Origin of the sequence: Paraburkholderia sp. PGU19, assembly GCF_013426915.1 — a bacterium.
In the GTDB taxonomy this organism is placed as follows: domain Bacteria; phylum Pseudomonadota; class Gammaproteobacteria; order Burkholderiales; family Burkholderiaceae; genus Paraburkholderia.
Genome location: NZ_AP023179.1, coordinates 1,102,988 through 1,123,211, shown reverse-complemented (window position 1 = coordinate 1,123,211; position 20,224 = coordinate 1,102,988). Strand labels below are relative to the sequence as shown.

Sequence of the window (20,224 nt, the reverse complement as noted above, 5' to 3'; positions counted from 1 at the left end):
GCGCTTCGCGCAGCCGGCCGTCGCGCGCGAAGCCCGTCACCATCATCATCCATCACCCTGCCGATGCCCCTTTATGATTCGCTTCGTCTAGCCGTGCTGATTCCCTGCTACAACGAGGCTGCGACTGTCCGCTCCGTCGTGCGGGATTTTCGCGCGGCTCTGCCGGGCGCCGACATCTACGTGTTCGACAACAACTCGACGGATGACACGAGCGACGTCGCGCGCGCGGCGGGCGCCGTGGTGCGTCAGGTCGGGTATCAGGGCAAGGGCAACGTCATCCGGCGAATGTTCGCGGATATCGACGCAGATGCGTACGTGCTCGTCGACGGCGACGATACCTACGACGCCGCCGCCGCGCCGCAAATGATCCAGCGCCTCATCGAGGACACACTCGACATGGTCGTCGCGACCCGTCACACGGACGAGCAGGAAGCGTATCGGCTCGGCCATCGCTTCGGCAATGTGATGCTCACGCGCTTCGTCGCGTCGATCTTCGGCCGTACGTTCACCGACATGTTGTCGGGCTATCGCGTGTTCTCGCGCCGCTATGTGAAGTCGTTCCCCGCGCATTCGAAAGGCTTCGAAACGGAGACGGAGCTTACCGTCCACGCGCTGGAACTGCGCATGCCCGTCGCCGAAATCGCGACGCGCTACAAATCGCGCCCCGAAGGCTCGGTCAGCAAGCTCAACACGTATCGTGACGGCTTTCGCATTCTCGGCATGATCGTGAAGCTCTTCCGTGCCGAACGGCCGCTCACGTTCTTCTCGATTGGCACGGCAATATGTGCGCTTGCGTCGATCGCACTCGCCGTGCCGCTGTTCGAAACGTACTTCGAAACGGGTCTCGTGCCGCGCCTTCCGACGGCCGTGCTGTGCGCAGCGCTGATGATCTTCGCAGCGCTGTTCCTGGTGTGCGGCGTGATACTCGATACCGTCACCCACGGCCGCGCCGAAGTGAAGCGCCTCGCGTATCTCGCCGTTCCGGCACCGGGCGCTCCGCGCGAAGCAACAGCGGCAGCGAAGACAGCAACAGCTACGACACTCCCAGAACGAGCCGTCAAATGAAGCGCGAACTACTCCGCTTCGCCATTGCCGGCGTGATCGGCCTCATCGTCGACGCCGGCGTGCTGTACGGAATGCTCGCGCTCGGCGCGGGCTATTTCGTCGGTCGCGCGGTCTCGTTCGTCGCGGCCGTCTGGTCGACGTGGCAGTTCAATCGACGCTTCACGTTCGTCCAGGGCAGCAACAAATCCGCGTGGTCCGAGTGGTGGCATTACCTGTTCGCGATGCTGGGCGGCGGCGTCGTCAATTACGCTGCCTATAGCGCGACGATCCTGCTACTGCCGAAGAGCGCGCTGCTGCCGCTCATCGGCGTTGCCGTCGGGTCGCTCGCGGGCATGACGGTCAACTTCGTCAGCGCCAAGCTCTGGGTGTTCAAGGCCCGCTCGTGACCGCCCGCCCCGCGAAGCCGCATCCTCAAACCAGGGCCGCGTTGCCCACCGCGCGCCGGCGCATCGTCGATCTCCGCTCGCGTCGAGCGATGACGGCCGCATGCGTGATCGTGCCGCTGCTGTTCGGTCTGTACTCGCTGCTGCTCGGCGCCGACGCGAACTGGGATCTCTACAACTATCACCTGTACAACCCGTTCGCGTGGCTGCACGGCAAGTTGCAGACCGACCTCGCTCCGGCGGGCATGCAATCGTATTTCAACCCGCTGCTCGACACCGCGCTGTACCTGTTGAATACGCATCTGCCGTCGCGTGTCGTCGGGTTTCTGCTCGGCGTGTTGCATGGCTCGACGTTCGTGCTGATTGTGGCGATCGCCCGCGAAGTATGGCCGTCCGCGTCCAGCGACGATCGCTACCGCCTGCCCGTTCTGATCGCCGGGGCCGGCTGCCTCACCGCCAACTATCTGTCCGGCCTCGGCAATTCGATGGGCGACGACACGACGGCGATCCTCGTGCTCGGCGGCCTGCTGGTGGCGCTCTCGAACTGGCGGCGGCTCGGCGAGCGCACGGCGGGCGCGTTCGCGGCGTCAATCCTCAGCGGCCTGCTCGTCGGTTGCGCGACGGGCCTGAAGCTTACCAACGCGGTCTTCGCCGTCGCGCTGTGCGTGAGCCTTCTGAGCTACCCCGGCGCGCTGGGCGCGCGCGTGCGCATCGCGTTTCTGTTCGGCGTGGGCGTGCTGCTCGGCATGGCCGCAACGACGGGCTTCTGGATGCTGCATCTGTGGCAGCAGTTCGGCAACCCGCTCTATCCGCAGTTCGGCAAGTTCTTTCCAAATCCGCTGACGGCATCCGCCGCGCAAGGCGACGTGCGCTGGCTGCCGCGCAATCTCGTCGAGACGCTGCTGTGGCCATTCATCATCGCGGCGGATTCGAAGCGTGTCGGCGAAACGCCAATCCGTCAGATCATCTGGCCGATCGTCTATATCGTGCTCGCGTGGTGGGTGTTCGCGCGCATTGCGCAGCGCTTCAAGGGCCAGCCGCGCGCCGCACTCGAACCGAAACAGCGGCTCGTGGTGCTGTTCGTCGTGCTCGGTTTCGTCGTGTGGATGAAGCTGTTCAGCATCTACCGTTACATCGTGCCCATCGAAATGCTCGCGCCGATGGTGCTCGTGCTGCTGCTCGACCGGTTGCCGCCCGCCCACATCGCACGGCGCGCGGCGGCGTGGATACTCATCGCCGCCACGGCCGTCGTCGTGACGGGCGGCGCGCGCACGTGGGGACACGAAGGCTGGGCCGATCCGCTCTACCACGCGCAGCTTCCGCCGCTGGCACAGCCGGAGCGCACGACGGTCGTGATCCGGAGCACCACGACAGGCTGGGCGTGGATCGCGACGCTCTTTCCCGACACGGTCGCGTTCACGCAAATCGACAGCAGTTTTCCCGCCAGCGACGCGTTTCGCGCCCGCATCGTGGCGCTCGCGCGCGAACGCGGCGGCCCGACGTTCGCGCTGATCGACGGCGCGCACAACTGGCGCGAGGACAATGTCAACGGCGTGAACGACGTTGCCGCCACGCTCGGACTGACGCGCTCGGCTGGCGGCTGCAATACCTTGCGTTGGGCGGTGTCGAAACTGCATCTGCATGCGGCCGTCGAAGGTCCGCGCGGCGCGTACGAACAGTGCCGGCTCGGCCTGCGCGCCGACGATCGCCTGGATCTTACGGCCCGCAACCGCCAGCTCGCCACTGATGCCGCTGGCGCTTTCGAGCGAGCCGGCTTCGACTTCGACGCGGCCTCCTGCACGCCGTATGAGGCGGGGATCGGCAAGGGCGTGATCGCGTGGCAGTGGTGCCGCATTACCCCGCACTGACAGCTATCCGTCGATAACTACGCGCCAATGCCGCGCGCCATGCCCGACGCGGCGAACACCATCACGACGAGCAGAATGGATTGCCAGTGCCCCGTTCGGGCGAAGCGGCGGGCGCGGGAGAGATCCGGCGTCTCGCCGTTTCTGACGGCGAGACGCCAGCGGATCAAGGTCATCGTCGGCACGATCTCGAAAACGAGGATCAGCACGAGCGCCGCCATCTTCACGTGAAAGAGCGGCTCGTGTAGGTAGTAGTCCGCGCCCTTCTCAAAGCCACCGAACACGCGCATCAAGCCCGTGACGATCAGAACGATGGCCGTGGTGCCCCAGAGATTGTCCGCGACGAAGACGCGCTGCAGACCGGCCGGATCGGACAGCTGTCGCAGCCCGCGCGTGCGCCCGATGATCGCGGCGAGCGCGAAGCCGTAACCCAGCAGATGGACAGCGGCCAGCAACCAGCGGATCAGCATGAACACCTCCGTGAACGATGCAAAGCGGTTGGCGCGTCAGGCCCATGTCGGGCCGAGGGTGCCGGGACGCGAGGACCCGCGCCCGGAAAGAGTATTCAGGCCTGGCGCAGACTCGCGTCGAGCGCCCGCGCCGCGACGCGATCGCCTTCCGTCGAGAGCGGCGTCCTGAACACGGTCTGACGGTTGTGGCCGGCGGCAGCGGGCGAATCCCACATCAACTCGACTTTCGGACGGCGCAGCAAGCCGCCGACACCCGCGCGCTCGAGCGTCGCGTGGCCGTTCGAAATGGGCGGCACGGTCGCCGGCTGTGCGCCTGACAGATCGACGGCCTGCGCCGCACGCGGCACACCGGCCGCGCGCTCAGTCCCGTCGTGCCAGCGCAACGACAACTCGCGCGCGTCGTACTGGCCGAGCTTGCGGCTTTCAGCCCAGACGATGGCCGTCCGGGTGACGGCATCGATCGAAATGGCAAAGCGGCCGATGGCAAAGCGGCGCGCAGCGATATTCGTGCGCCACAACGCACGCGGACGGCAGATCCACACGACCACGGCGTACAGCGTCGGCGCGGCGAGCAGCCAGCCGTTGGTCGCGGCGACCGCGTTGAACGCGCGCCGCCAGCCCGCCGCCCAGACGAACGCGCCCACCGACCAGACCGCGAACAGCAAGCCCAGGAACGCAAACACGCGCAGCGCCTGACGCAACCATTGCGGCAACGGATGGAACGGCCGCTCGGCACGCGCCTTCGCGCCCGGCAGGAAGATCAGCAGAAAGAGGAAGACGAGATTGATGCATGCCCATGGCGACGAGGCCATCGCCTGCAGGGCCGTCAGCGGGTCCATCTCACCCATCGAGAAGAGCCAGCGCGCCAGTATCACGAGACCGATGGCGCGAAGCGTGAACATCGTGCCGGCGCCGGGCGCCGCGCTCGCACGCGTCTGTTTCGTTCTCGCCAAAGCAATCTCCTCATATCGACCGGCTGCGCCGGATTTGCGGCACGGCCATTATAGGGATATTACGGAGTCGTCTCACGGTTGCAGGACCATGAACGCGCACTTTTGGTACATTCGCCGCGCGTTTCGCATCGGCGTGCGGCGCAAATGCAACAACGCCCCGCATGTTCGACACATGCGGGGCGTTGTCGGCCCATCCAACGGACCGCGCAGAAGTTAAACAACCCTCTCGCGGCTCGCTTCGACGAAGATCAGCTTGCGTTGACTTCGCGCAGCACCGTGCGGCGCTTCGCGTGCAGCAGTTCTTCGTACGTCTTCAGGTAGTTCTGCGCCATCACCTTCGACGAGAAGCGCGATTCGAACGCCTTGCGCACCTGCGCGCGGGGCAGTTGGTCCAGACGCTTGAGGGCGGCAACCGCGCTGATTTCGTCTTCGACGACGAAGCCCGACACACCGTTCTCGATCACTTCCGGCACCGAGCCGCGCTTGAACGCGATCACGGGCGTGCCGCAAGCCATGGCTTCGATCATCACCAGACCGAAGGGCTCCGGCCAGTCGATCGGGAACACCAGTGCATGCGCGTTGCCGAGGAACTCACGCTTTTCGGCTTCGCCGATTTCGCCGATGTACTCGACGTGCGGCAGCGCCATCAGCGGCTTGATGACTTCTTCGTAATAGGCGCGGTCGGCCTTGTCGATCTTGGCGGCGACCTTGAGCTTCATGCCTGCCTGGCCGGCGATGCGGATCGCGCGGTCGAGACCCTTCTCCGGCGAGACGCGGCCGAGGAATGCGAGGTAGCCCGGCTCGACGTTGGGGATCGGCGTGAGCACGTTTTCCGGCAGGCCGTGGTACACCGTCGACAGCCAGTGCGCCTGTTGCAGCGGCTGGCGCTGGTTGTCCGAAATCGACACGACGGGCACGTCGCTGAACGTGTTGAAGACCGGCTGCAGTTCGGGCAGATCGAGACGGCCGTGCATCGTCGTCAGGAACGGCACGGGCTGGCGCGCGAACAGCGAGAACGGGTAGTAGTCGATGTGGAAATGCAGCACGTCGAATTCTTCCGCGCGGCGGCGGACTTCTTCGAGCAGCAGCATGTGCGGCGCCATTACGTCGCGGATGGTCGGGTCCAGACGCAACGCCTGCGGCCAGAAAGCTTCGAGCTTCGCGGAGGTTTGCGAATCGCCACTCGCAAAAAGCGTCACGTCATGTCCCAGCTCGACGAGCGCTTCCGTCAGGTACGACACGACGCGTTCCGTGCCGCCATAGAGCTTGGGAGGAACCGCCTCGTGCAAGGGAGCGATTTGAGCGATTCGCATAGGGAGAACTCCTCGTAAAAAATCAGGCAAAAAGACTGCAGTTTGGAAAAAGCGACTTCGCTTGCTCGCCAGGGCGCCCGGTTCAGTGTGCAGCCTGAAGCTGCATCGGACACGAGCCTGATTCTTTCGAGAAATTCCTGCGATGGATCGCTTGGTAAGACGCCAGCTTGGTCAATGTCAAAGTCTGTGCTCAAAGCCATAAACGCGGCTGACGAACGAACGTTGACAAACTGTCAGTTTTTTCCTGACGCGACCGAGCATGCATTATCGATGCCTATCTCGCGCACCGGCCCCCCACATTTCAAAGTCTTTACGTTGTTACAAACGCGAAACACTTCGCAAACCCTTGTTTTCTCAAGGTGTTTTACAGTGGGAGCCCTGCTTCGGCACTGGCGTCGCAAGCCGTTCGACCGCGGTCATCGATAACCCGTCTGCGACGGCCGGAACTCGATTAAATTCCGCCTCGCCGGCTCGTATGCAATCTGTAATTATATCTCGAAAATTCACGGCGCTGTCGTGAACCACTTGCCAGCTCGCGGGTCAAGCCTGGGAAACCTTACCGGTACGTGTCGCGAAAATAATCGCGCCCCCATTGGCTGTACCGCCATGCGAAATGGCTTTTGCATGTTTACAATGCGAGGCCTACGCTGGTGTTACGGGCCGTTCCCAGGCACGACCGTTGCACGACCTGAACCCGTTTCAGACGTCTCAAACCGACACTGACAGACCAAACGAACAATTGGAACATCTGACCATTGCCCAGCGAAACGCCCATAACGCAAAGCTTGCGAGCTATGCGCACCGGCCGCTTGCGTTCCTTTTCCGCTTTATCCGCCGCCATCCGGTCGCTCATCTGATCGTGCTGGGCAGCGTGTTCGCGGCCGTGGGCTGTGCGCTCGCTTCGCAATACGCGATCAAACATCTGATCGACGTGCTCGGCGCGGGCCGTCATCATCCGGGGCCGCTGTGGGGCGCGTTCGCGATCCTGGTCGGCCTGATCGCCGCCGACAACCTGTTGTGGCGCGTTGGCGGCTGGGTCGCCGCGCACACGTTCGTGGCCGTCACGGGTGATCTTCGTAAGGACCTGTTTCAGTATCTGACAGGCCACTCGCCGACCTATTACGCGGAGAAACAACCGGGCACGCTGGCGAGCCGGATCACGGCGACCTCGAATGCCGTCTACACAGCCGAAAACACAACCGCGTGGAACGTGCTGCCGCCGTGCATCGCGGTGGTCGGCGCGATCGTGATGATTACCGCCGTCAATCCGTTGATGGCGCTCGGCCTTTTGACCTGCTCGGCGATTCTGTCGGTCGTGCTGTTCAAGCTGGCCGGCCGTGGCTCGGCTCGTCATCACACCTTCGCGAGCAAGGCGGCTGCCGTCGACGGCGAACTCGTCGACGTAATCGGCAATATGGGCCTCGTGCGCGCGTTCGGCATGACGTTCCGCGAGCAGAAGCGCTTCAGCGCGACCGTGAAGTCGGAAATGGTCGCGCGCCAGCAAAGCCTGCTGTATCTGGAGAAGCTGCGTCTGCTGCACGCGGTCATCACGGCGCTGCTGTCGGCGGGGCTGCTCGGCTGGGCGCTGTGGCTCTGGGATCAGGGCAAGGCGACCTCGGGCGACATCGTGCTGGTCAGCTCGCTTGGCTTCACGATTCTGCACGGCACACGCGACCTGGCTGTCGCGCTCGTCGACGTGACACAGCACGTCGCGCGTCTCGCAGAAGCCGTGAAGACACTGCTCGAACCGCATGGCATGCCCGACCACAACGACGCTGTCGAACTCGTGCCGCAAGGCGGCCGCGTGACCTTCGACAAGGTGACGTTCGCGTATCCGAAGCGCCGCCCGATTCTCGATCATTTCGATCTCGACATTCCGGCGGGCCAGCGCGTCGGCCTGATCGGCAAGTCGGGCGCGGGCAAGTCGACCGTGCTCGCGCTGCTGCAACGCTTTTATGAAACCCAGGCCGGACGCATCCTGATCGACGGTCAGGATGTCTCGTCGATCTCGCAGGACAGCCTGCGCCACTCGATCGCACTGGTGCCGCAGGACATCTCGCTATTCCACCGCTCGGTCTATGAAAACATCGCGTACGGCCGGCCCGAAGCGACGCGCGACGAAGTACTCGCCGCCGCCCGTGAAGCCCGCTGCTCGGACTTTATCGAGGCGATGCCGGAAGGCTTCGACACGATCGTCGGCGACCGCGGCGTGAAGCTGTCGGGCGGTCAGCGTCAGCGCATCGCGATTGCGCGCGCGATCCTGAAGAACGCACCGATCCTGCTGCTCGACGAAGCGACCTCCGCGCTCGACAGCGCGTCCGAAGAAGCGATCCAGAAAGCCCTTGACCGACTGATGGTGGGCCGCACGGTGGTCGCGATCGCGCACCGCCTGTCGACGCTCCACAACTTCGACCGCATCATCGTGATGAGCGCGGGCAAGGTGATCGACGACGGCAGCCCCGAAGAGTTGCGCAACCGTCCGGGCCTGTATCGCGACCTGCTGTCGAAGCAGTTCGGCAAGCATTCGACACTGCATGTCGGTGGCAAGAAGTTCGACGAGCAGCATGTTGCATAACGCGCTTCCGAACTGACGCGTCATGAAAAAAGCCGCTTCGAAGAAGCGGCTTTTTCTTTTCCTGCGACAGCTGCGACAGCGAGAAAGCGATCAACTCTCGGCGGCTTCGCTCGCCACCGGTTGCGCGCTCGGCATCTGCTGCAGGTCGCGCATAAAGTTGTCGCGCCACACGGACACGTTGTTCTCGCGCAGCTGCACCATCATGTCGTTGTAGCGCGCCTTGCGTTCGGCAAGCGGCATCGACAGCGCCGTGCCGAGCGCATCGGCCATGCCGTCGATATCGACGGGATTGACGACCAGCGCGCCCGTCAGCTCCTGCGCGGCGCCCGCGAAACGCGACAGCACCAGCACGCCCGGATCTTCCGGATCTTGCGCCGACACATACTCTTTCGCGACGAGATTCATCCCGTCTCGCAGCGGCGTCACATAGCCGACATGCGCGGTGCGAAACAGCGCCGCAAGCACGGGCCGTTCGTACTGTCGATGGATATAGCGGATAGGCGTCCAGTCGAGTTCCGCAAAGCGGCCGTTGATGCGCCCCGACTCCCCTTCCAGCTGCAAGCGGATTTCCTGGTACGCGTGCAGATCGGAACGGGTCGGCGGCGCGATCTGCAGGAACGACACCTTGTCGCGATACGACGGCGAGTGTTCGAGCAGCCGCTCGAACGCGCGAAACCGCTCGACCAGTCCCTTCGAATAATCGAGCCGGTCGACGCTCATGATCAGCTTGCGCGCATGCAGCGTCGCTTCGATCGTGCGCACCGGCTTGTCGCCCTCGCCCGCTTTCGCCAGTTCGGCGATCTCGTCGGGATATACGCCAATCGGATAAGCTGCCGCGCGCAGCGTGCGGCCGAACCCGTGCACCACTGTCGGCCCTTGCGCCGAGGGTTCGATGGAACCGTCCGCCTCGTTGACGATGTAATCGCAGAACGCGCGCAGATCAGGCTTCGTCTGGAAGCCGAGCAGATCGAACGAACACAGCGCCTCGACCAGCGCGCGATGCGGCGGCACGGCGAGCAGCACCTGCGCCGCCGGAAACGGAATGTGCAGGAAGAAGCCGATGCGGTTCTTCACGCCCGCCGCGCGCAGTGCCTGTGCAAACGGAATCAGATGGTAGTCGTGGACCCAGATGACGTCGTCGTCGCGCAGCAGCGGCACCAGCTTTTGCGCGAGCCACGTATTGACGCGGCAATAGCCTTCGAAATCGTGCCGGTCATACTGCAGCAGATCGGGCCGGTAGTGAAACGCGGGCCACAGCGTCGCGTTCGAAAAGCCGCGGTAATACTGGTCGTAATCGCGCCGCACGAGGCCGATGGTCGCGAACGTCACCGGGCCGCGCTCTTCGAGCTTGATCTGCGGCTGGCCGGAACCTAGCACGTCGCCGCTCCAGCCGAACCACATGCCGCCCGTTTCCTTCAATGCATCGTAGACGCCGACGGCCAGGCCGCCCGCCGCGGGGCCGCCCTCCGAAATCGGCGCGACGCGGTTCGATACGATGATCAATCGGCTCATGACGCGAGGTTTCCGTGCTGAACAGGCGCGAGGCGCGGATGAACGGATGCCATCATGCGTTGCGCGCCGCCGCGACGATTTCCGACAGCCACGCGAGGAGCGCGCTCACCGAGCCGATGCGCGAGCGCGCGATCGTATCGCCGCCGCCGACCTTGATCGACAGACCGCCCTTTTCGTTGACGACCACGAAGCCCTTCTCGTCAGTCAGATCGTCGCCCGCGAACACGGGCGTGCGGCCCGTGAACGGCGGCTCGTCCAGAAAGGCGCGCAGCGCGCGGCCTTTGTCGACGTCCTTCGGCTTGATTTCATAGACCATCTTGCCCGGCTGCAGCACATAAGCGCTAGGGTACTCGGCAACCAGCCGGCTCGTCGCTTCGCGCGCCACCGGTTCGCGATCGGGCGCGTTGCGATAGTGCATCGCGAGCGCCGCGCCCTTGATTTCGAGCAGCATGCCGGGATTCGCGTTGACGACTTCAGCGAGCACCTGCTCCATGCGCAGCAGCCGGTCGTCGTTGAAGCCGATGCGCTGCGTGTCGCCGTTCGCGTCGCGCCGCTCGGCGCCGTGCAGTCCGGCGATGGGCATATCGGGCATGCCGAGAAACTGGTCGATGCTGTCGATCCCGCGTCCCGACACGATCGCCACGGCGCCGTTCGTCAGACGCCGGAGTTCGGTGAGCAAGGCGATCGCCTCGGGTTGGACCAGCACGCCGTCGGGCGTCGGTGCCAGATCGACGAGCGTGCCGTCGAAATCGAAGAAAAATGCCGTCTCCGTCGGAGACAGAAAAGCCGGAAGTGCTTGCATCGGTGTACGTTGCCTCTCAGCCGCTTGCAGCCGGAAAAGTGTGCGCATCTTACCGCGCATCGGTCGTTTTTTCGAGAAAGTAAGTTTTCGTGCCGCGTGGGCGGGCGTTCCGGGCTGTCGCCCAACGAACGGAATGCAAACTCCGCACGATCCGGCTACAGCCGCCTTTCAACGCGCTGCGGCATATTGACTCGCTTTTTCCCTCACAGGACCACGGTACAACGACGCGTCTGAAATTGCGATAGAGTCGCAGCGGCGCGCGCCGTGGACATGGAATAGCATGGGCCGTCATCGAGTCATGCCAATCGCGGCGCTTGCATTACGCTGCGCCCTGTTCTGAATCGAGTCGTCGAAACTGCCTTTGTTCCCGAAAGCACTGGTGTCCATCTCCCGCTTCCTCGCTTCGCACGCTTCTACGTCAATGCGCGTCGCGGCGTTGAGCGTCGTGCTGTGCGCGGCGCTCAGCAGCGCGGGATGCTCGCATCGAGGCGAACCGTGGCAGTTGACGGACGTGAGCGGCCATCTGCCCGACCTGGATTTCACGCTGACGGGTGACGACGGCCGGCCTGTAGCGGCGGATACGCTCAAGGGGCGCGTGTCGCTCGTCTACTTCGGCTACACGCATTGCCCCGATGTCTGCCCGGAAACGATGGGGCGTCTGATGCAGGTCATCGGCAAGCTCGGGCGGGACGCGCAGAATGTGCGCATCCTGTTCGTCACCGTCGATCCCGCGCGCGACACGCCTCGTGCGTTGCATGACTACGTCGGCGCATTCGATTCGCAGCATGCGTTCGGCCTGACGGGCACGGATGCACAGATCGAGCAGATGGCAAAGCACTACCGCGTCGCGTATCAGATGGAAAAGCGCGACCCGAACGGCAATTACGAGGTGACGCACAGCTCGGCCGTCTACATCTTCGATGCACGCAATCGCGCGCGCCTGCTCGCCACGGACCACGATTCGCCCGACGCTATCGCGCGAGACGTGCGCCGTATCATTGAAGACCCATCCTGATTTCTCACAGGTTCGCCATGACACAACAAATCAAAACACTTTCGAGGATTCACACGCTGGTTTGCGCAGCCGCTTTCGCGTTCGTCGCCACGGGCAGCATCGCCGCGCACGCTGCCGACAGCAAGCAGGCCATCGCCGTGCAGAACGCGTGGGTCCGCTGGCTGCCCAACAATCTGCCCGCCGCCGCGTACGTCACGCTGACCAACTCGAGCGACAAGCCGATCGATCTCGTCGACGTGTCGAGCGCCGATTACGGCAGCGCGATGCTGCATCAGACGGTGTCGAACGGTTCGACGCAAAAGATGGTGATGGTCGACAAATTGACGGTGCCCGCGCACGGCCAGGCGTCGATTGCGCCGGGCGGCTATCACGTGATGCTCGAAGAAGCGAAGCACAAGATCGCGCCGGGTGACACGGTGCATCTGAAGCTGCAGTTCTCCGATGGCGAAACGCTCGATGCGCCGTTCGCCGTCAAGTCGCCTTCGCAGACCAAGTAACGGCGTGGGATGAACTCGCGATGACGTTGCTCTACTGGCTCGAACCCTGGGAGCCGTCGCCGACTGTCGTGATCGTGATGCTGCTCGCCGCGCTGCTGTTCGCGCGCGGCGTGCGCAAGGTGAAGGTATCGGTGGCGCGGCAGGTGTCGTACTGGTTCGGGCTGACAGCGCTCTATGTCGCGCTTCACACACGGCTCGATTATTTCTTCGAGCATGAGTTCTTCATGCATCGCGCGCAGCATCTGGTGCTGCATCATCTCGGGCCGTTCTTCATCGCACTGTCCTATCCCGGCACGGCGCTGCGTGCGGGCATTCCATTCGCGTGGCGGCAACGCTTCGTGCGGCCCGCGCTGCAAACGCGTTACGTGCGCGCGACGCTCGACGTTCTATTTCACCCTGTCGTCGCGGTCGTTCTGTTCGTTGGACTGATCTATTTCTGGCTGCTCTCGCCGATTCACTTCGTCGCGATGCTCGACTGGCGGCTGTATCGCGTGATGAACTGGAGCATGGTGATCGATGGGTTGATGTTCTGGTGGCTCGTGCTCGATGCGCGGCCCGCGCCGCCGGCGCGGCTATCGCCCGGCAAACGCGTGCTACTGGTCGTCGCCGCGATTCCGCCGCAGATCATGCTCGGCGCGTTCATCTTCTTCTCGCCGCGCGAGCTCTATCCCGTCTATTCGATCTGCGGGCGCGCCTTCACATGGCTCAGCCCGATGCGCGATCAGCAGATCGGCGGACTGCTGCTATGGATTCCAGGTTCGATGATGAGCGTGATCGGCGCTGTGCTGGCGCTGCGTCACTGGATGAGACTCTCCGCGCGAGCGCGCCTGCGTGATAAGCGCCATGCGCAGGTGCCTGCGTCTGCCAGCACGCCCGTGGTCGCGCACGCCGACCGTTGATCTGCATTCAGACACACCAACAGCAAGCATCAGGCAGAACGCATCCAGATATGCGGGATGCCGTCCTCTTCATGCACGTCTGAAATCGGCGCGAAGCCGAATGCACCATAGAACGGCTGCAGATGCGCCTGCGCATGCAGACGTATGGGCGTCCCCGGCCACTGTGCATGGATATGGCCGAGCACCGTTTCGAGCATCGCGCTGCCGAGGCCTTGTCCGCGGAAATCGGCCGTCGTCAGCACGCGGCCAATGCGGATGTCGGTGTCCTCGCTATCAGGCAGCAGCACACGCAGATAGCCCGCCAGTTTCGCGCGCGTGCTGGATGGCTGCTGCGCGCCGTACGCGAACAGATGCCACGCGTCGATATCGAGTCCATCGACATCGCCATACAGACAGTTCTGCTCGATCACGAAGACGGCTGCGCGAGCGGCGAGCATGTCGTAGACCTCGACGTTCGTCAGATCGTCAAAAGCCTTCCAGCGCCATTCGAAAGAAGAAGTCTGTTTGCTTTGCATACGTTGCCGTCCAGTCGTGACGTTTGCTCGGGCGTGAAACCACGCGCTGAAAAAAGAAAAGCCCCGAAATCTCGGGGCTTTTCTTTGCTTCTGGAGGCGCGAACCGGAGTCGAACCGGTCTAAACGGCTTTGCAGGCCGCTGCATAACCGCTTTGCTATCGCGCCAAAAGCGGACTACCGAACCGTACTTTGTTGCAGTTGCAACGGCTCGCAGATTTTGTGCGATGACCTGAAAAACACGACATCAGGGCCATCTGCGTTTGATGCTTCTACCGAAGCATCAAACAAAAAGGGAAGCTTGGCTTCCCCCTATGTGTGGAGCGGGAGACGAGTCTCGAACTCGCGACCTCAACCTTGGCAAGGTTGCGCTCTACCAACTGAGCTACTCCCGCATGAACCTGCGCTTTACTGCTTCACAACGCCCTGCTGACTGCTTGCCACAAAACGCTGCTTCAAAATCTGGAGCGGGAGACGAGTCTCGAACTCGCGACCTCAACCTTGGCAAGGTTGCGCTCTACCAACTGAGCTACTCCCGCGTTTTGCTTCTACTGCTTCCTAGTGTTTCGCGCTGTTTAGTAGCGCGTGCACCGGAGAAACGAGATTATGTAGAAGCCGCCGAATCGTGTCAACTCTTTTTGTACGAGAGATTGAAAATTCTACTGACGCATCGCGTTGACGCCGCGACGTCACGCCATACCACCGCGCTCGCGGATCTGCGGCCACGCAAGCTTCATGTAGTACAGCATCGACCAGATCGTGAGGAACGCGGCGAGATAGATGAGCCACAAACCCCACACGCGCGTGTCGATCGACAACACGCCGAGCGATAGCGGGCCATAGAACAGCAGCATCGGAATCGCGGTCATCTGGCAGGCCGTCTTGAACTTGCCGAGCGAGTTCACCGCGACGCTCTTCGATGCGCCGATCTGCGCCATCCATTCGCGCAGCGCCGAAATCGCAATTTCGCGGCCGACGATCACAAGCGCGATCGCCGAATCCAGACGCGACAACTGCACGAGCACGAGCAACGCGGCTGTCACCATCAGCTTGTCGGCGACGGGATCGAGGAACGCGCCGAACGCGGACGTCTGGTTCCACTTACGCGCGAGAAAGCCGTCGAACCAGTCGGTCAGCGCGGCGAGGATGAAAATCGTCGCCGCGGCCAGATTGCGGTGCGCCGGACTCAGCATCATGTCCGGCAAATAGAACACGCCCACGACGAGCGGAATCAACACTATCCGCAGCCACGTCAGGAAGATCGGGAAATTAAACGGCATGGGCAGGCGCTACGTTCTGAGATAAGAGATGCAATTGTGCCGCTTCACCGGGCGAGCCACAAGCAAGGCCCGGGCGCACGGCGCAGCGGCATACGCGGACGCTGACGCGTTCAATGCAACTGCCGATAAATCTGCTCGGCGAGCGCGCGCGAAATGCCCTCGACGCTCGCGAGATCGTCGATACTCGCCGCCACCACGCCGCGCAAGCCGCCAAAGCGCGCCAGCAGCCGCTGACGTCGCTTCGCGCCGACGCCTTCCAGTTCCTCGAGCCGCGACGTCTGGCGCGTCTTGCCGCGCTTCGCGCGCATGCCCGTGATCGCGAAACGGTGCGCTTCGTCGCGGATCTGCGCGACCAGCATCAGCGCCGCGCTTTCCTTGCCGAGTTCGAGCGACGACCGGCCGTCCGCGAAGACGAGCGTCTCGAGGCCAACCTTACGCCCTTCACCCTTCGCGACGCCGACCAGCATGCCGAGGTCCAGCCCGAGTTCATTGAACACCTGGCGCGCGATCTCGACCTGCCCTTTGCCGCCGTCGATCAGCACGATGTTCGGCAACAGCCCGCCCGCGGCAACGGGTTCTGCGCCTTCGGGCGCAACGGCCGGATCGGCGGCGGCTTCGGGTTGCAGCTCGGCCGCTTCGTCGTTCGCGTTTGCCGCGGCCTGCGCGACCATCTTCTCGTAGCGGCGCGTAAGCACCTGACGCATCGCCGCGTAGTCGTCGCCGGGCGTGATGCCCGTGATGTTGTAACGCCGGTACTCCGACGACTGCATCTTGTGATGGTGATAAACGACGCACGACGCCTGCGTCGCTTCGCCCATCGTATGGCTGATGTCGAAGCATTCGATGCGCAGGTGCGCGAGGTCTTCGAATTCAAGCGACAACGTGTCGGTCAGCGCACGCGTCCGCGATTGCTGCGAGCCTTGCTCCGACAACAGCCGCGCGAGCGCGATCTTCGCGTTCTGCTCGGCCATCGCGAGCCAGGCGCGCTTCTGGCCTTGCGGCTGGCGCAAGAGCGTGACCTTGTGGCCCGCCTGCTCGATCAGCAGATCGACGAGTTCTCGGCTCGCGGGCGCGTGGCTGACCACGAGCACGGGCGGCACGCGATTGCCCAGATAATGCTGGGCGATGAACGCTTCGAGCACTTCCGATTCGATGCCGGGCGTGCGGCGCGGCTTCCTGCCGGTGTCGGTGTCTGCATCTGCGCCAGTTGCGACTTCGGGGTCTTCGCCGCTTTCCTGCGGCGCGTCTTCGTCGACGCTCACGACTTCATCGGACTCCTCGCCCAGTTCCGTCTCGACATCGATCACGGTCGCAGGCTCAACCGGCACGATTTCATCGCCATCATCGAAACCGCCCTCTTCCGCTGTCAACGCGCTTTCGACATGCGTCGGGAAATACGCCTTGTCACCGAGATGCCGACCGCCGCGCACCATCGCGAGGTTCACGCACACGCGTCCGCCCAGCGCGACGACGGCCAGAATATCGACGTCACTCTCGCCGCCCACTTCGATGGCCTGCTGATGCAGCACCGTCGACAGCGAACTCATCTGATTGCGCACAGCCGCTGCCTGCTCGAACTTCAGTTCGCTGGCGAAAGCGTGCATCTTCTGCTCGAGTTCGTTCATCACTTCCGACTGCCGTCCGAGCAGGAAACGCGACGCGTTCGACACATCGCGTGCGTAGTCCTCTTCGCTGATCGCGGCGACGCACGGCGCCGTGCATCGTCCGATCTGATGCAGCAGACACGGCCGCGTGCGGTTGTTGAACACGGAGTCTTCGCAGGTGCGCAACTGGAATACACGCTGCAGGATCTGAATGCTCTCACGCACTGCCCACGCGCTTGGAAACGGTCCGAAGTACTGGTTCTTCTTGTCGACCGAACCGCGGTAATACGCCATGCGCGGAAACTGATGGCCCGTCAGCTTCAGATACGGATAGGACTTGTCGTCGCGAAACAGGATGTTGTAGCGCGGCGCCAATGCCTTGATCAGATTGTTCTCGAGCAACAGCGCTTCAGCTTCGGAACGCGTGACTGTCGTTTCGATCTTCGCGATCCGCGTGACCATCATCGCGATGCGCGGCGACAGCAGCGTCTTCGTGAAGTAGCTCGACACGCGCTTCTTCAGGTCGCGCGCCTTGCCCACGTACAGCACGGCGCCCTGCGCATCGTAGTAACGATAGACGCCCGGCATGTGCGGCAACTGGCGCAGCACCTTCTTCGGGTCGAAGTCTTCAGCGACGGCTTCGGGCGCGCCGGGCTTCTCGGCGGAGGGATCGGATCGGGTCATGCAGAATCGGATTGGACGCCGTGTACGAACGGCGTGTCATGTGGGTGATGTGCTTTAGAATCGCCAGTTTAGAACATTCCGTCCACGCCCGAACCCAGGCGCCGCCATCATGTCTTCCGCTCCCCCTCAAGCGTTGCAGCCGTCGACGATCGCGTGCGACATTTTCTGCGCGGTGATCGACAACTTCGGCGACATCGGCGTCTGCTGGCGGCTCGCGCGGCAACTCGCGAGCGAGCATGGCTGGCAGGTGCGCCTCTTCGTCGATGATCTGCACGCGTTTCACAAGCTCAATGCATCCGTCGATGTGAAAAGCGCGCAGCAGACGGTGGACGGCATCGTCGTCGAGCACTGGCACGAGCCGGCGCACGCGGGCGATACGCTGCAAGTGGCGGACGTCGTGATCGAGGCGTTCGCGTGCGAGGTGCCGCACGTGTACGTCGAGGCGATGGCGCGGCGCGAGCGCGTGCCCGTCTGGTTCAACCTCGAGTATCTGAGCGGCGAAGACTGGGTCGCGGACTTTCATTTGCGTCCGTCGCCGCATCCGCGTCACGCGTTGAACAAAACGTTCTTCTTCCCGGGGCTCGGCAAGGGCACAGGCGGCGTACTGAAGGAGCGCGACCTCGACGCGCGACGCGTGGCCTTCGAAGCGTCACCCGACGCGCGCGCCGCCTGGTGGCAAGCGAAGACAGGCAGCGCGCCGCCGTCGAAGGACGCCACCGTCGTCTCGCTGTTCGCCTACGAGAACCCTGCCGTCGATAGCCTGCTCGAGCAATGGCGCGACGCCGAACGCGAAATCGTGCTGCTCGTGCCCGAAGGCCGCATTTCGGGCGCCGTTGCGCGGTTTTTCGGCCTGCCGTCGTTCGCGGCGGGCACGCATAGGTCGCGCGGCAGCCTGCGCGCGCACGCGCTCGCGTTCACCGACCAGCCCGGCTACGACGAACTGCTGTGGGCGAGCGACATCAATTTCGTGCGCGGCGAGGATTCGTTCGTGCGCGCGCAATGGGCCGCACGGCCGTTCGTCTGGCACATCTACCCGCAAGCCGATGACGCCCATCTGCCGAAGCTCGACGCCGCCCTCGCGCACTACGCGCACGGCCTTCCCGCCGCCGCCCGCGCCGCGCTCGGCCGTTTCTGGCATGCATGGAACGGCAACGGCACGCCCGACTGGGCCGAACTGCAACGTCACCGTCGGCTGCTCGACGCACGCGCAGCCGACTGGGCGCGCGAACTCGCGTCGATCGGCGATCTCGCCGGAAATCTCGCCGGATCCGCAAAAAGTCAGTTAAAATAAGCGGTTATCCAACGGCCGACGACGCAAGCGCGGCACGGCGGCCAGACCGGCGGCGGATCGAGAGTCCGCCTTCACGGCTGTGTCAGTCAGTGTCACACGCGTACGCGCCCGCTTCGGGTAAAAGAAGCAGACGGACGAAGCACGGAACATGGCGTCAGGGAACATCGGCGCCATTCCGGCAAGCACCGGCCCCGCTCACCGCGCACTCCAGCTCGATCTGCCGTCAGGCTGCTGAACGAGATGTCAAGCGCGCGCCGGGCGCCGAACGCGCTTACGCCGTATGCCGTTGAGCAAAAAGTTGAAGCACCTTATTTCGTACAGGACAGTTTTATGAAGATCGCTCAAGAACTCCGCACCGGCAACGTGGTGATGATCGGCACCGACGCGATGGTCGTGCAGAAGGCCGAATACAACAAATCGGGCCGTAACTCCGCCGTCGTCAAGATGAAGTTCAAGAACCTGCTGACGGGCGCGGGCATGGAAAGCGTGTACAAGGCGGACGACAAGTTCGACGTCGTCATGCTGGATCGCAAGGAAGTCACGTACTCGTACTTCGCCGACCCGATGTACGTGTTCATGGACGCAGACTACAACCAGTTCGAAGTCGAAGCCGAAATGATGGGCGACGCGCTGAACTACCTCGAAGACGGCATGGCTTGCGAAGTCGTGTTCTACAACGAGAAGGCGATCTCGGTCGAACTGCCGACCACGCTGGTCCGCGAAATCATCTACACGGAACCGGCTGTCAAGGGCGACACGTCGTCGGGCAAGGTGCTCAAGACGGCCAAGCTGAACACCGGCTTCGAACTGCAAGTCCCGCTCTTCTGCAACATCGGCGACAAGATCGAAATCGACACGCGTACCAACGAATATCGCAGCCGCGCATAAATTTGAATCGCGCCGCATTGCATTCGTCTTAAGCCCTGAGTCAACTCAGGGTTTTTGAATTAAAAAGCGCCCTTCGGGCGCTTTTTCTTTTTTTCGCGACCGTGTATGGTGGTGGAAAACTTTACCGGCCAGTCATGCAATTTTGCCAGGTCGGCTCGCGCGGCCGCGGTTTTTAGCCTGCGCTCACGTCGCTTTTTCAAGATAGTCCGGTTTGGCACGCGTCCTGCTTACCGAATAGTTCAGGCCTTTAAGGCTTTCGTTCATTCGGAAAACACGGGAGGTGTGTCATGAACAACGATATCGCTGAAGGCAAGTGGAAACAGATGATCGGCAAGGCGAAAACCGCGTGGGGCGAACTCACGGACGACGAACTGACCAAGGCGGAAGGTCGCGCCGACAAGCTGGCGGGTCTGATCCAGGAGCGCTATGGCAAGACCCGCGACGAAGCGGAGTTCGAAGTGCGCCGTTTTTTCGACAGCAACCGGCCCTTCTGATCGGGATCGCGTCCAGCCCACCACGCCTATCGGAAGCATTGGCCGCTCAAGCTCACTCATCAAGCGTCCGTGCGTGCGGCGCCGCCTACGGCGAGCCGCGTGCGTCGGGCATCCGTCAATCT

General features: G+C 63.2%; 18 protein-coding genes and 3 tRNA genes. 10 read left to right on the top strand and 11 right to left on the bottom strand.

The window, feature by feature from the left end:
* The first annotated feature begins 63 nt into the window (after positions 1–63).
* Genes H1204_RS05160 through H1204_RS05150 form a run of 3 tightly spaced genes read left to right on the top strand, consistent with a single transcriptional unit; the run spans position 64 to position 3,316 of the window.
* Positions 64–1,065 (top strand): glycosyltransferase family 2 protein, encoded by a 1,002-nt coding sequence (locus H1204_RS05160; RefSeq protein ID WP_198001215.1) that lies wholly within the window; start codon positions 64–66, stop codon positions 1,063–1,065.
* Complete coding sequence (locus H1204_RS05155) at positions 1,062–1,451, top strand: GtrA family protein (protein ID WP_180730208.1); 390 nt, start codon at positions 1,062–1,064, stop codon at positions 1,449–1,451. Before H1204_RS05160 ends, H1204_RS05155 begins: the two co-directional genes overlap by 4 nt.
* Complete coding sequence (locus H1204_RS05150) at positions 1,448–3,316, top strand: hypothetical protein (protein WP_180730206.1); 1,869 nt, start codon at positions 1,448–1,450, stop codon at positions 3,314–3,316. The genes H1204_RS05155 and H1204_RS05150 overlap by 4 nt, the downstream gene beginning before the upstream one ends.
* Before the next feature lie 17 nt (positions 3,317–3,333).
* Here the strand turns inward: H1204_RS05150 and H1204_RS05145 are convergent, their stop codons facing one another.
* The 3 genes from H1204_RS05145 to H1204_RS05135 all read right to left on the bottom strand — a co-directional run bounded on the left by H1204_RS05145 (position 3,334) and on the right by H1204_RS05135 (position 6,049).
* Positions 3,334–3,783, bottom strand: coding sequence for a DUF2214 family protein (locus H1204_RS05145; protein WP_180730203.1), 450 nt, complete (start codon positions 3,781–3,783; stop codon positions 3,334–3,336).
* 95 nt (positions 3,784–3,878) lie between these two features.
* Positions 3,879–4,736: a hypothetical protein gene (locus tag H1204_RS05140; protein WP_180730200.1), complete on the bottom strand. Its 858-nt coding sequence runs from the start codon at positions 4,734–4,736 to the stop codon at positions 3,879–3,881.
* Between the two features lie 248 nt (positions 4,737–4,984).
* A complete protein-coding gene (locus H1204_RS05135; protein WP_180730198.1) occupies positions 4,985–6,049 on the bottom strand; it encodes a glycosyltransferase family 4 protein in 1,065 nt (354 codons plus the stop codon).
* A gap of 739 nt (positions 6,050–6,788) precedes the next feature.
* Between H1204_RS05135 and H1204_RS05130 the strand changes: the two genes are divergently transcribed.
* A complete protein-coding gene (locus H1204_RS05130; protein ID WP_042306919.1) occupies positions 6,789–8,624 on the top strand; it encodes an ABC transporter ATP-binding protein in 1,836 nt (611 codons plus the stop codon).
* A 90-nt stretch (positions 8,625–8,714) separates the two neighbouring features.
* Here H1204_RS05130 and otsA read toward each other — a convergent pair whose 3' ends face one another.
* Together otsA and otsB are read right to left on the bottom strand one after the other, a co-directional pair.
* Positions 8,715–10,136, bottom strand: a complete 1,422-nt coding sequence (otsA, locus tag H1204_RS05125) for an alpha,alpha-trehalose-phosphate synthase (UDP-forming) (protein WP_180730197.1) — start codon at positions 10,134–10,136, stop codon at positions 8,715–8,717.
* 52 nt (positions 10,137–10,188) lie between these two features.
* A complete protein-coding gene (otsB, locus tag H1204_RS05120; RefSeq protein ID WP_180730195.1) occupies positions 10,189–10,938 on the bottom strand; it encodes a trehalose-phosphatase in 750 nt (249 codons plus the stop codon).
* 421 nt (positions 10,939–11,359) lie between these two features.
* Between otsB and H1204_RS05115 the strand changes: the two genes are divergently transcribed.
* From H1204_RS05115 to H1204_RS05105, 3 genes are read left to right on the top strand one after another with little or no spacing between them, the layout of a single operon-like run.
* On the top strand, positions 11,360–11,953 hold the full coding sequence (locus H1204_RS05115; RefSeq protein ID WP_180730869.1) for an SCO family protein: 594 nt from the start codon (positions 11,360–11,362) through the stop codon (positions 11,951–11,953).
* 17 nt (positions 11,954–11,970) lie between these two features.
* A complete protein-coding gene (locus H1204_RS05110; protein ID WP_180730193.1) occupies positions 11,971–12,450 on the top strand; it encodes a copper chaperone PCu(A)C in 480 nt (159 codons plus the stop codon).
* Positions 12,451–12,470: 20 nt separating this feature from the next.
* The gene (locus tag H1204_RS05105; protein WP_180730192.1) at positions 12,471–13,349 is read left to right on the top strand and encodes a cytochrome c oxidase assembly protein; all 879 of its coding nucleotides are present in this window, start codon (positions 12,471–12,473) and stop codon (positions 13,347–13,349) included.
* Between the two features lie 29 nt (positions 13,350–13,378).
* Here the strand turns inward: H1204_RS05105 and H1204_RS05100 are convergent, their stop codons facing one another.
* The 6 genes from H1204_RS05100 to uvrC all read right to left on the bottom strand — a co-directional run bounded on the left by H1204_RS05100 (position 13,379) and on the right by uvrC (position 17,429).
* Entirely contained in the window at positions 13,379–13,864 is a 486-nt protein-coding gene (locus tag H1204_RS05100) for a GNAT family N-acetyltransferase (protein ID WP_180730190.1), read from the bottom strand.
* Positions 13,865–13,955: 91 nt separating this feature from the next.
* Positions 13,956–14,029, bottom strand: a tRNA-Cys gene (locus H1204_RS05095).
* A 151-nt stretch (positions 14,030–14,180) separates the two neighbouring features.
* A tRNA-Gly gene (locus tag H1204_RS05090) sits at positions 14,181–14,256 on the bottom strand.
* 68 nt (positions 14,257–14,324) lie between these two features.
* Positions 14,325–14,400, bottom strand: a tRNA-Gly gene (locus tag H1204_RS05085).
* Between the two features lie 150 nt (positions 14,401–14,550).
* The gene (gene pgsA / locus H1204_RS05080) at positions 14,551–15,141 is read right to left on the bottom strand and encodes a CDP-diacylglycerol--glycerol-3-phosphate 3-phosphatidyltransferase (RefSeq protein WP_035990191.1); all 591 of its coding nucleotides are present in this window, start codon (positions 15,139–15,141) and stop codon (positions 14,551–14,553) included.
* Positions 15,142–15,251: 110 nt separating this feature from the next.
* A complete protein-coding gene (gene uvrC, locus H1204_RS05075) occupies positions 15,252–17,429 on the bottom strand; it encodes an excinuclease ABC subunit UvrC (protein ID WP_180730189.1) in 2,178 nt (725 codons plus the stop codon).
* Between the two features lie 109 nt (positions 17,430–17,538).
* Here uvrC and earP point away from each other — a divergent pair, with 109 nt between their 5' ends.
* The 3 genes from earP (at position 17,539) to H1204_RS05060 (ending at position 20,102) form a co-directional block, all read left to right on the top strand.
* The gene (earP, locus tag H1204_RS05070) at positions 17,539–18,720 is read left to right on the top strand and encodes an elongation factor P maturation arginine rhamnosyltransferase EarP (protein WP_180730186.1); all 1,182 of its coding nucleotides are present in this window, start codon (positions 17,539–17,541) and stop codon (positions 18,718–18,720) included.
* Between the two features lie 330 nt (positions 18,721–19,050).
* Entirely contained in the window at positions 19,051–19,608 is a 558-nt protein-coding gene (gene efp, locus H1204_RS05065; protein WP_180730184.1) for an elongation factor P, read from the top strand.
* A 287-nt stretch (positions 19,609–19,895) separates the two neighbouring features.
* Positions 19,896–20,102 carry a CsbD family protein gene (locus tag H1204_RS05060; protein WP_180730182.1) on the top strand — a complete coding sequence of 69 codons (207 nt, stop codon included), beginning with the start codon at positions 19,896–19,898 and terminating at the stop codon, positions 20,100–20,102.
* The last annotated feature ends 122 nt before the right edge of the window (positions 20,103–20,224 follow it).

Excerpts from the sequence above, each read along its gene's own strand:
- earP (WP_180730186.1), top strand. The coding sequence starts at position 17,539 with ATGTCTTCCGCTCCCCCTCAAGCGTTGCAGCCGTCGACGATCGCGTGC.
- efp (WP_180730184.1), top strand. The coding sequence starts at position 19,051 with ATGAAGATCGCTCAAGAACTCCGCACCGGCAACGTGGTGATGATCGGC.
- H1204_RS05135 (WP_180730198.1), bottom strand. The coding sequence starts at position 6,049 with ATGCGAATCGCTCAAATCGCTCCCTTGCACGAGGCGGTTCCTCCCAAG.
- H1204_RS05160 (WP_198001215.1), top strand. The coding sequence starts at position 64 with ATGCCCCTTTATGATTCGCTTCGTCTAGCCGTGCTGATTCCCTGCTAC.
- H1204_RS05060 (WP_180730182.1), top strand. The coding sequence starts at position 19,896 with ATGAACAACGATATCGCTGAAGGCAAGTGGAAACAGATGATCGGCAAG.
- otsA (WP_180730197.1), bottom strand. The coding sequence starts at position 10,136 with ATGAGCCGATTGATCATCGTATCGAACCGCGTCGCGCCGATTTCGGAG.
- H1204_RS05100 (WP_180730190.1), bottom strand. The coding sequence starts at position 13,864 with ATGCAAAGCAAACAGACTTCTTCTTTCGAATGGCGCTGGAAGGCTTTT.
- H1204_RS05105 (WP_180730192.1), top strand. The coding sequence starts at position 12,471 with ATGACGTTGCTCTACTGGCTCGAACCCTGGGAGCCGTCGCCGACTGTC.
- H1204_RS05155 (WP_180730208.1), top strand. The coding sequence starts at position 1,062 with ATGAAGCGCGAACTACTCCGCTTCGCCATTGCCGGCGTGATCGGCCTC.
- H1204_RS05145 (WP_180730203.1), bottom strand. The coding sequence starts at position 3,783 with ATGCTGATCCGCTGGTTGCTGGCCGCTGTCCATCTGCTGGGTTACGGC.
- H1204_RS05115 (WP_180730869.1), top strand. The coding sequence starts at position 11,360 with ATGCGCGTCGCGGCGTTGAGCGTCGTGCTGTGCGCGGCGCTCAGCAGC.
- otsB (WP_180730195.1), bottom strand. The coding sequence starts at position 10,938 with ATGCAAGCACTTCCGGCTTTTCTGTCTCCGACGGAGACGGCATTTTTC.
- pgsA (WP_035990191.1), bottom strand. The coding sequence starts at position 15,141 with ATGCCGTTTAATTTCCCGATCTTCCTGACGTGGCTGCGGATAGTGTTG.
- H1204_RS05110 (WP_180730193.1), top strand. The coding sequence starts at position 11,971 with ATGACACAACAAATCAAAACACTTTCGAGGATTCACACGCTGGTTTGC.
- uvrC (WP_180730189.1), bottom strand. The coding sequence starts at position 17,429 with ATGACCCGATCCGATCCCTCCGCCGAGAAGCCCGGCGCGCCCGAAGCC.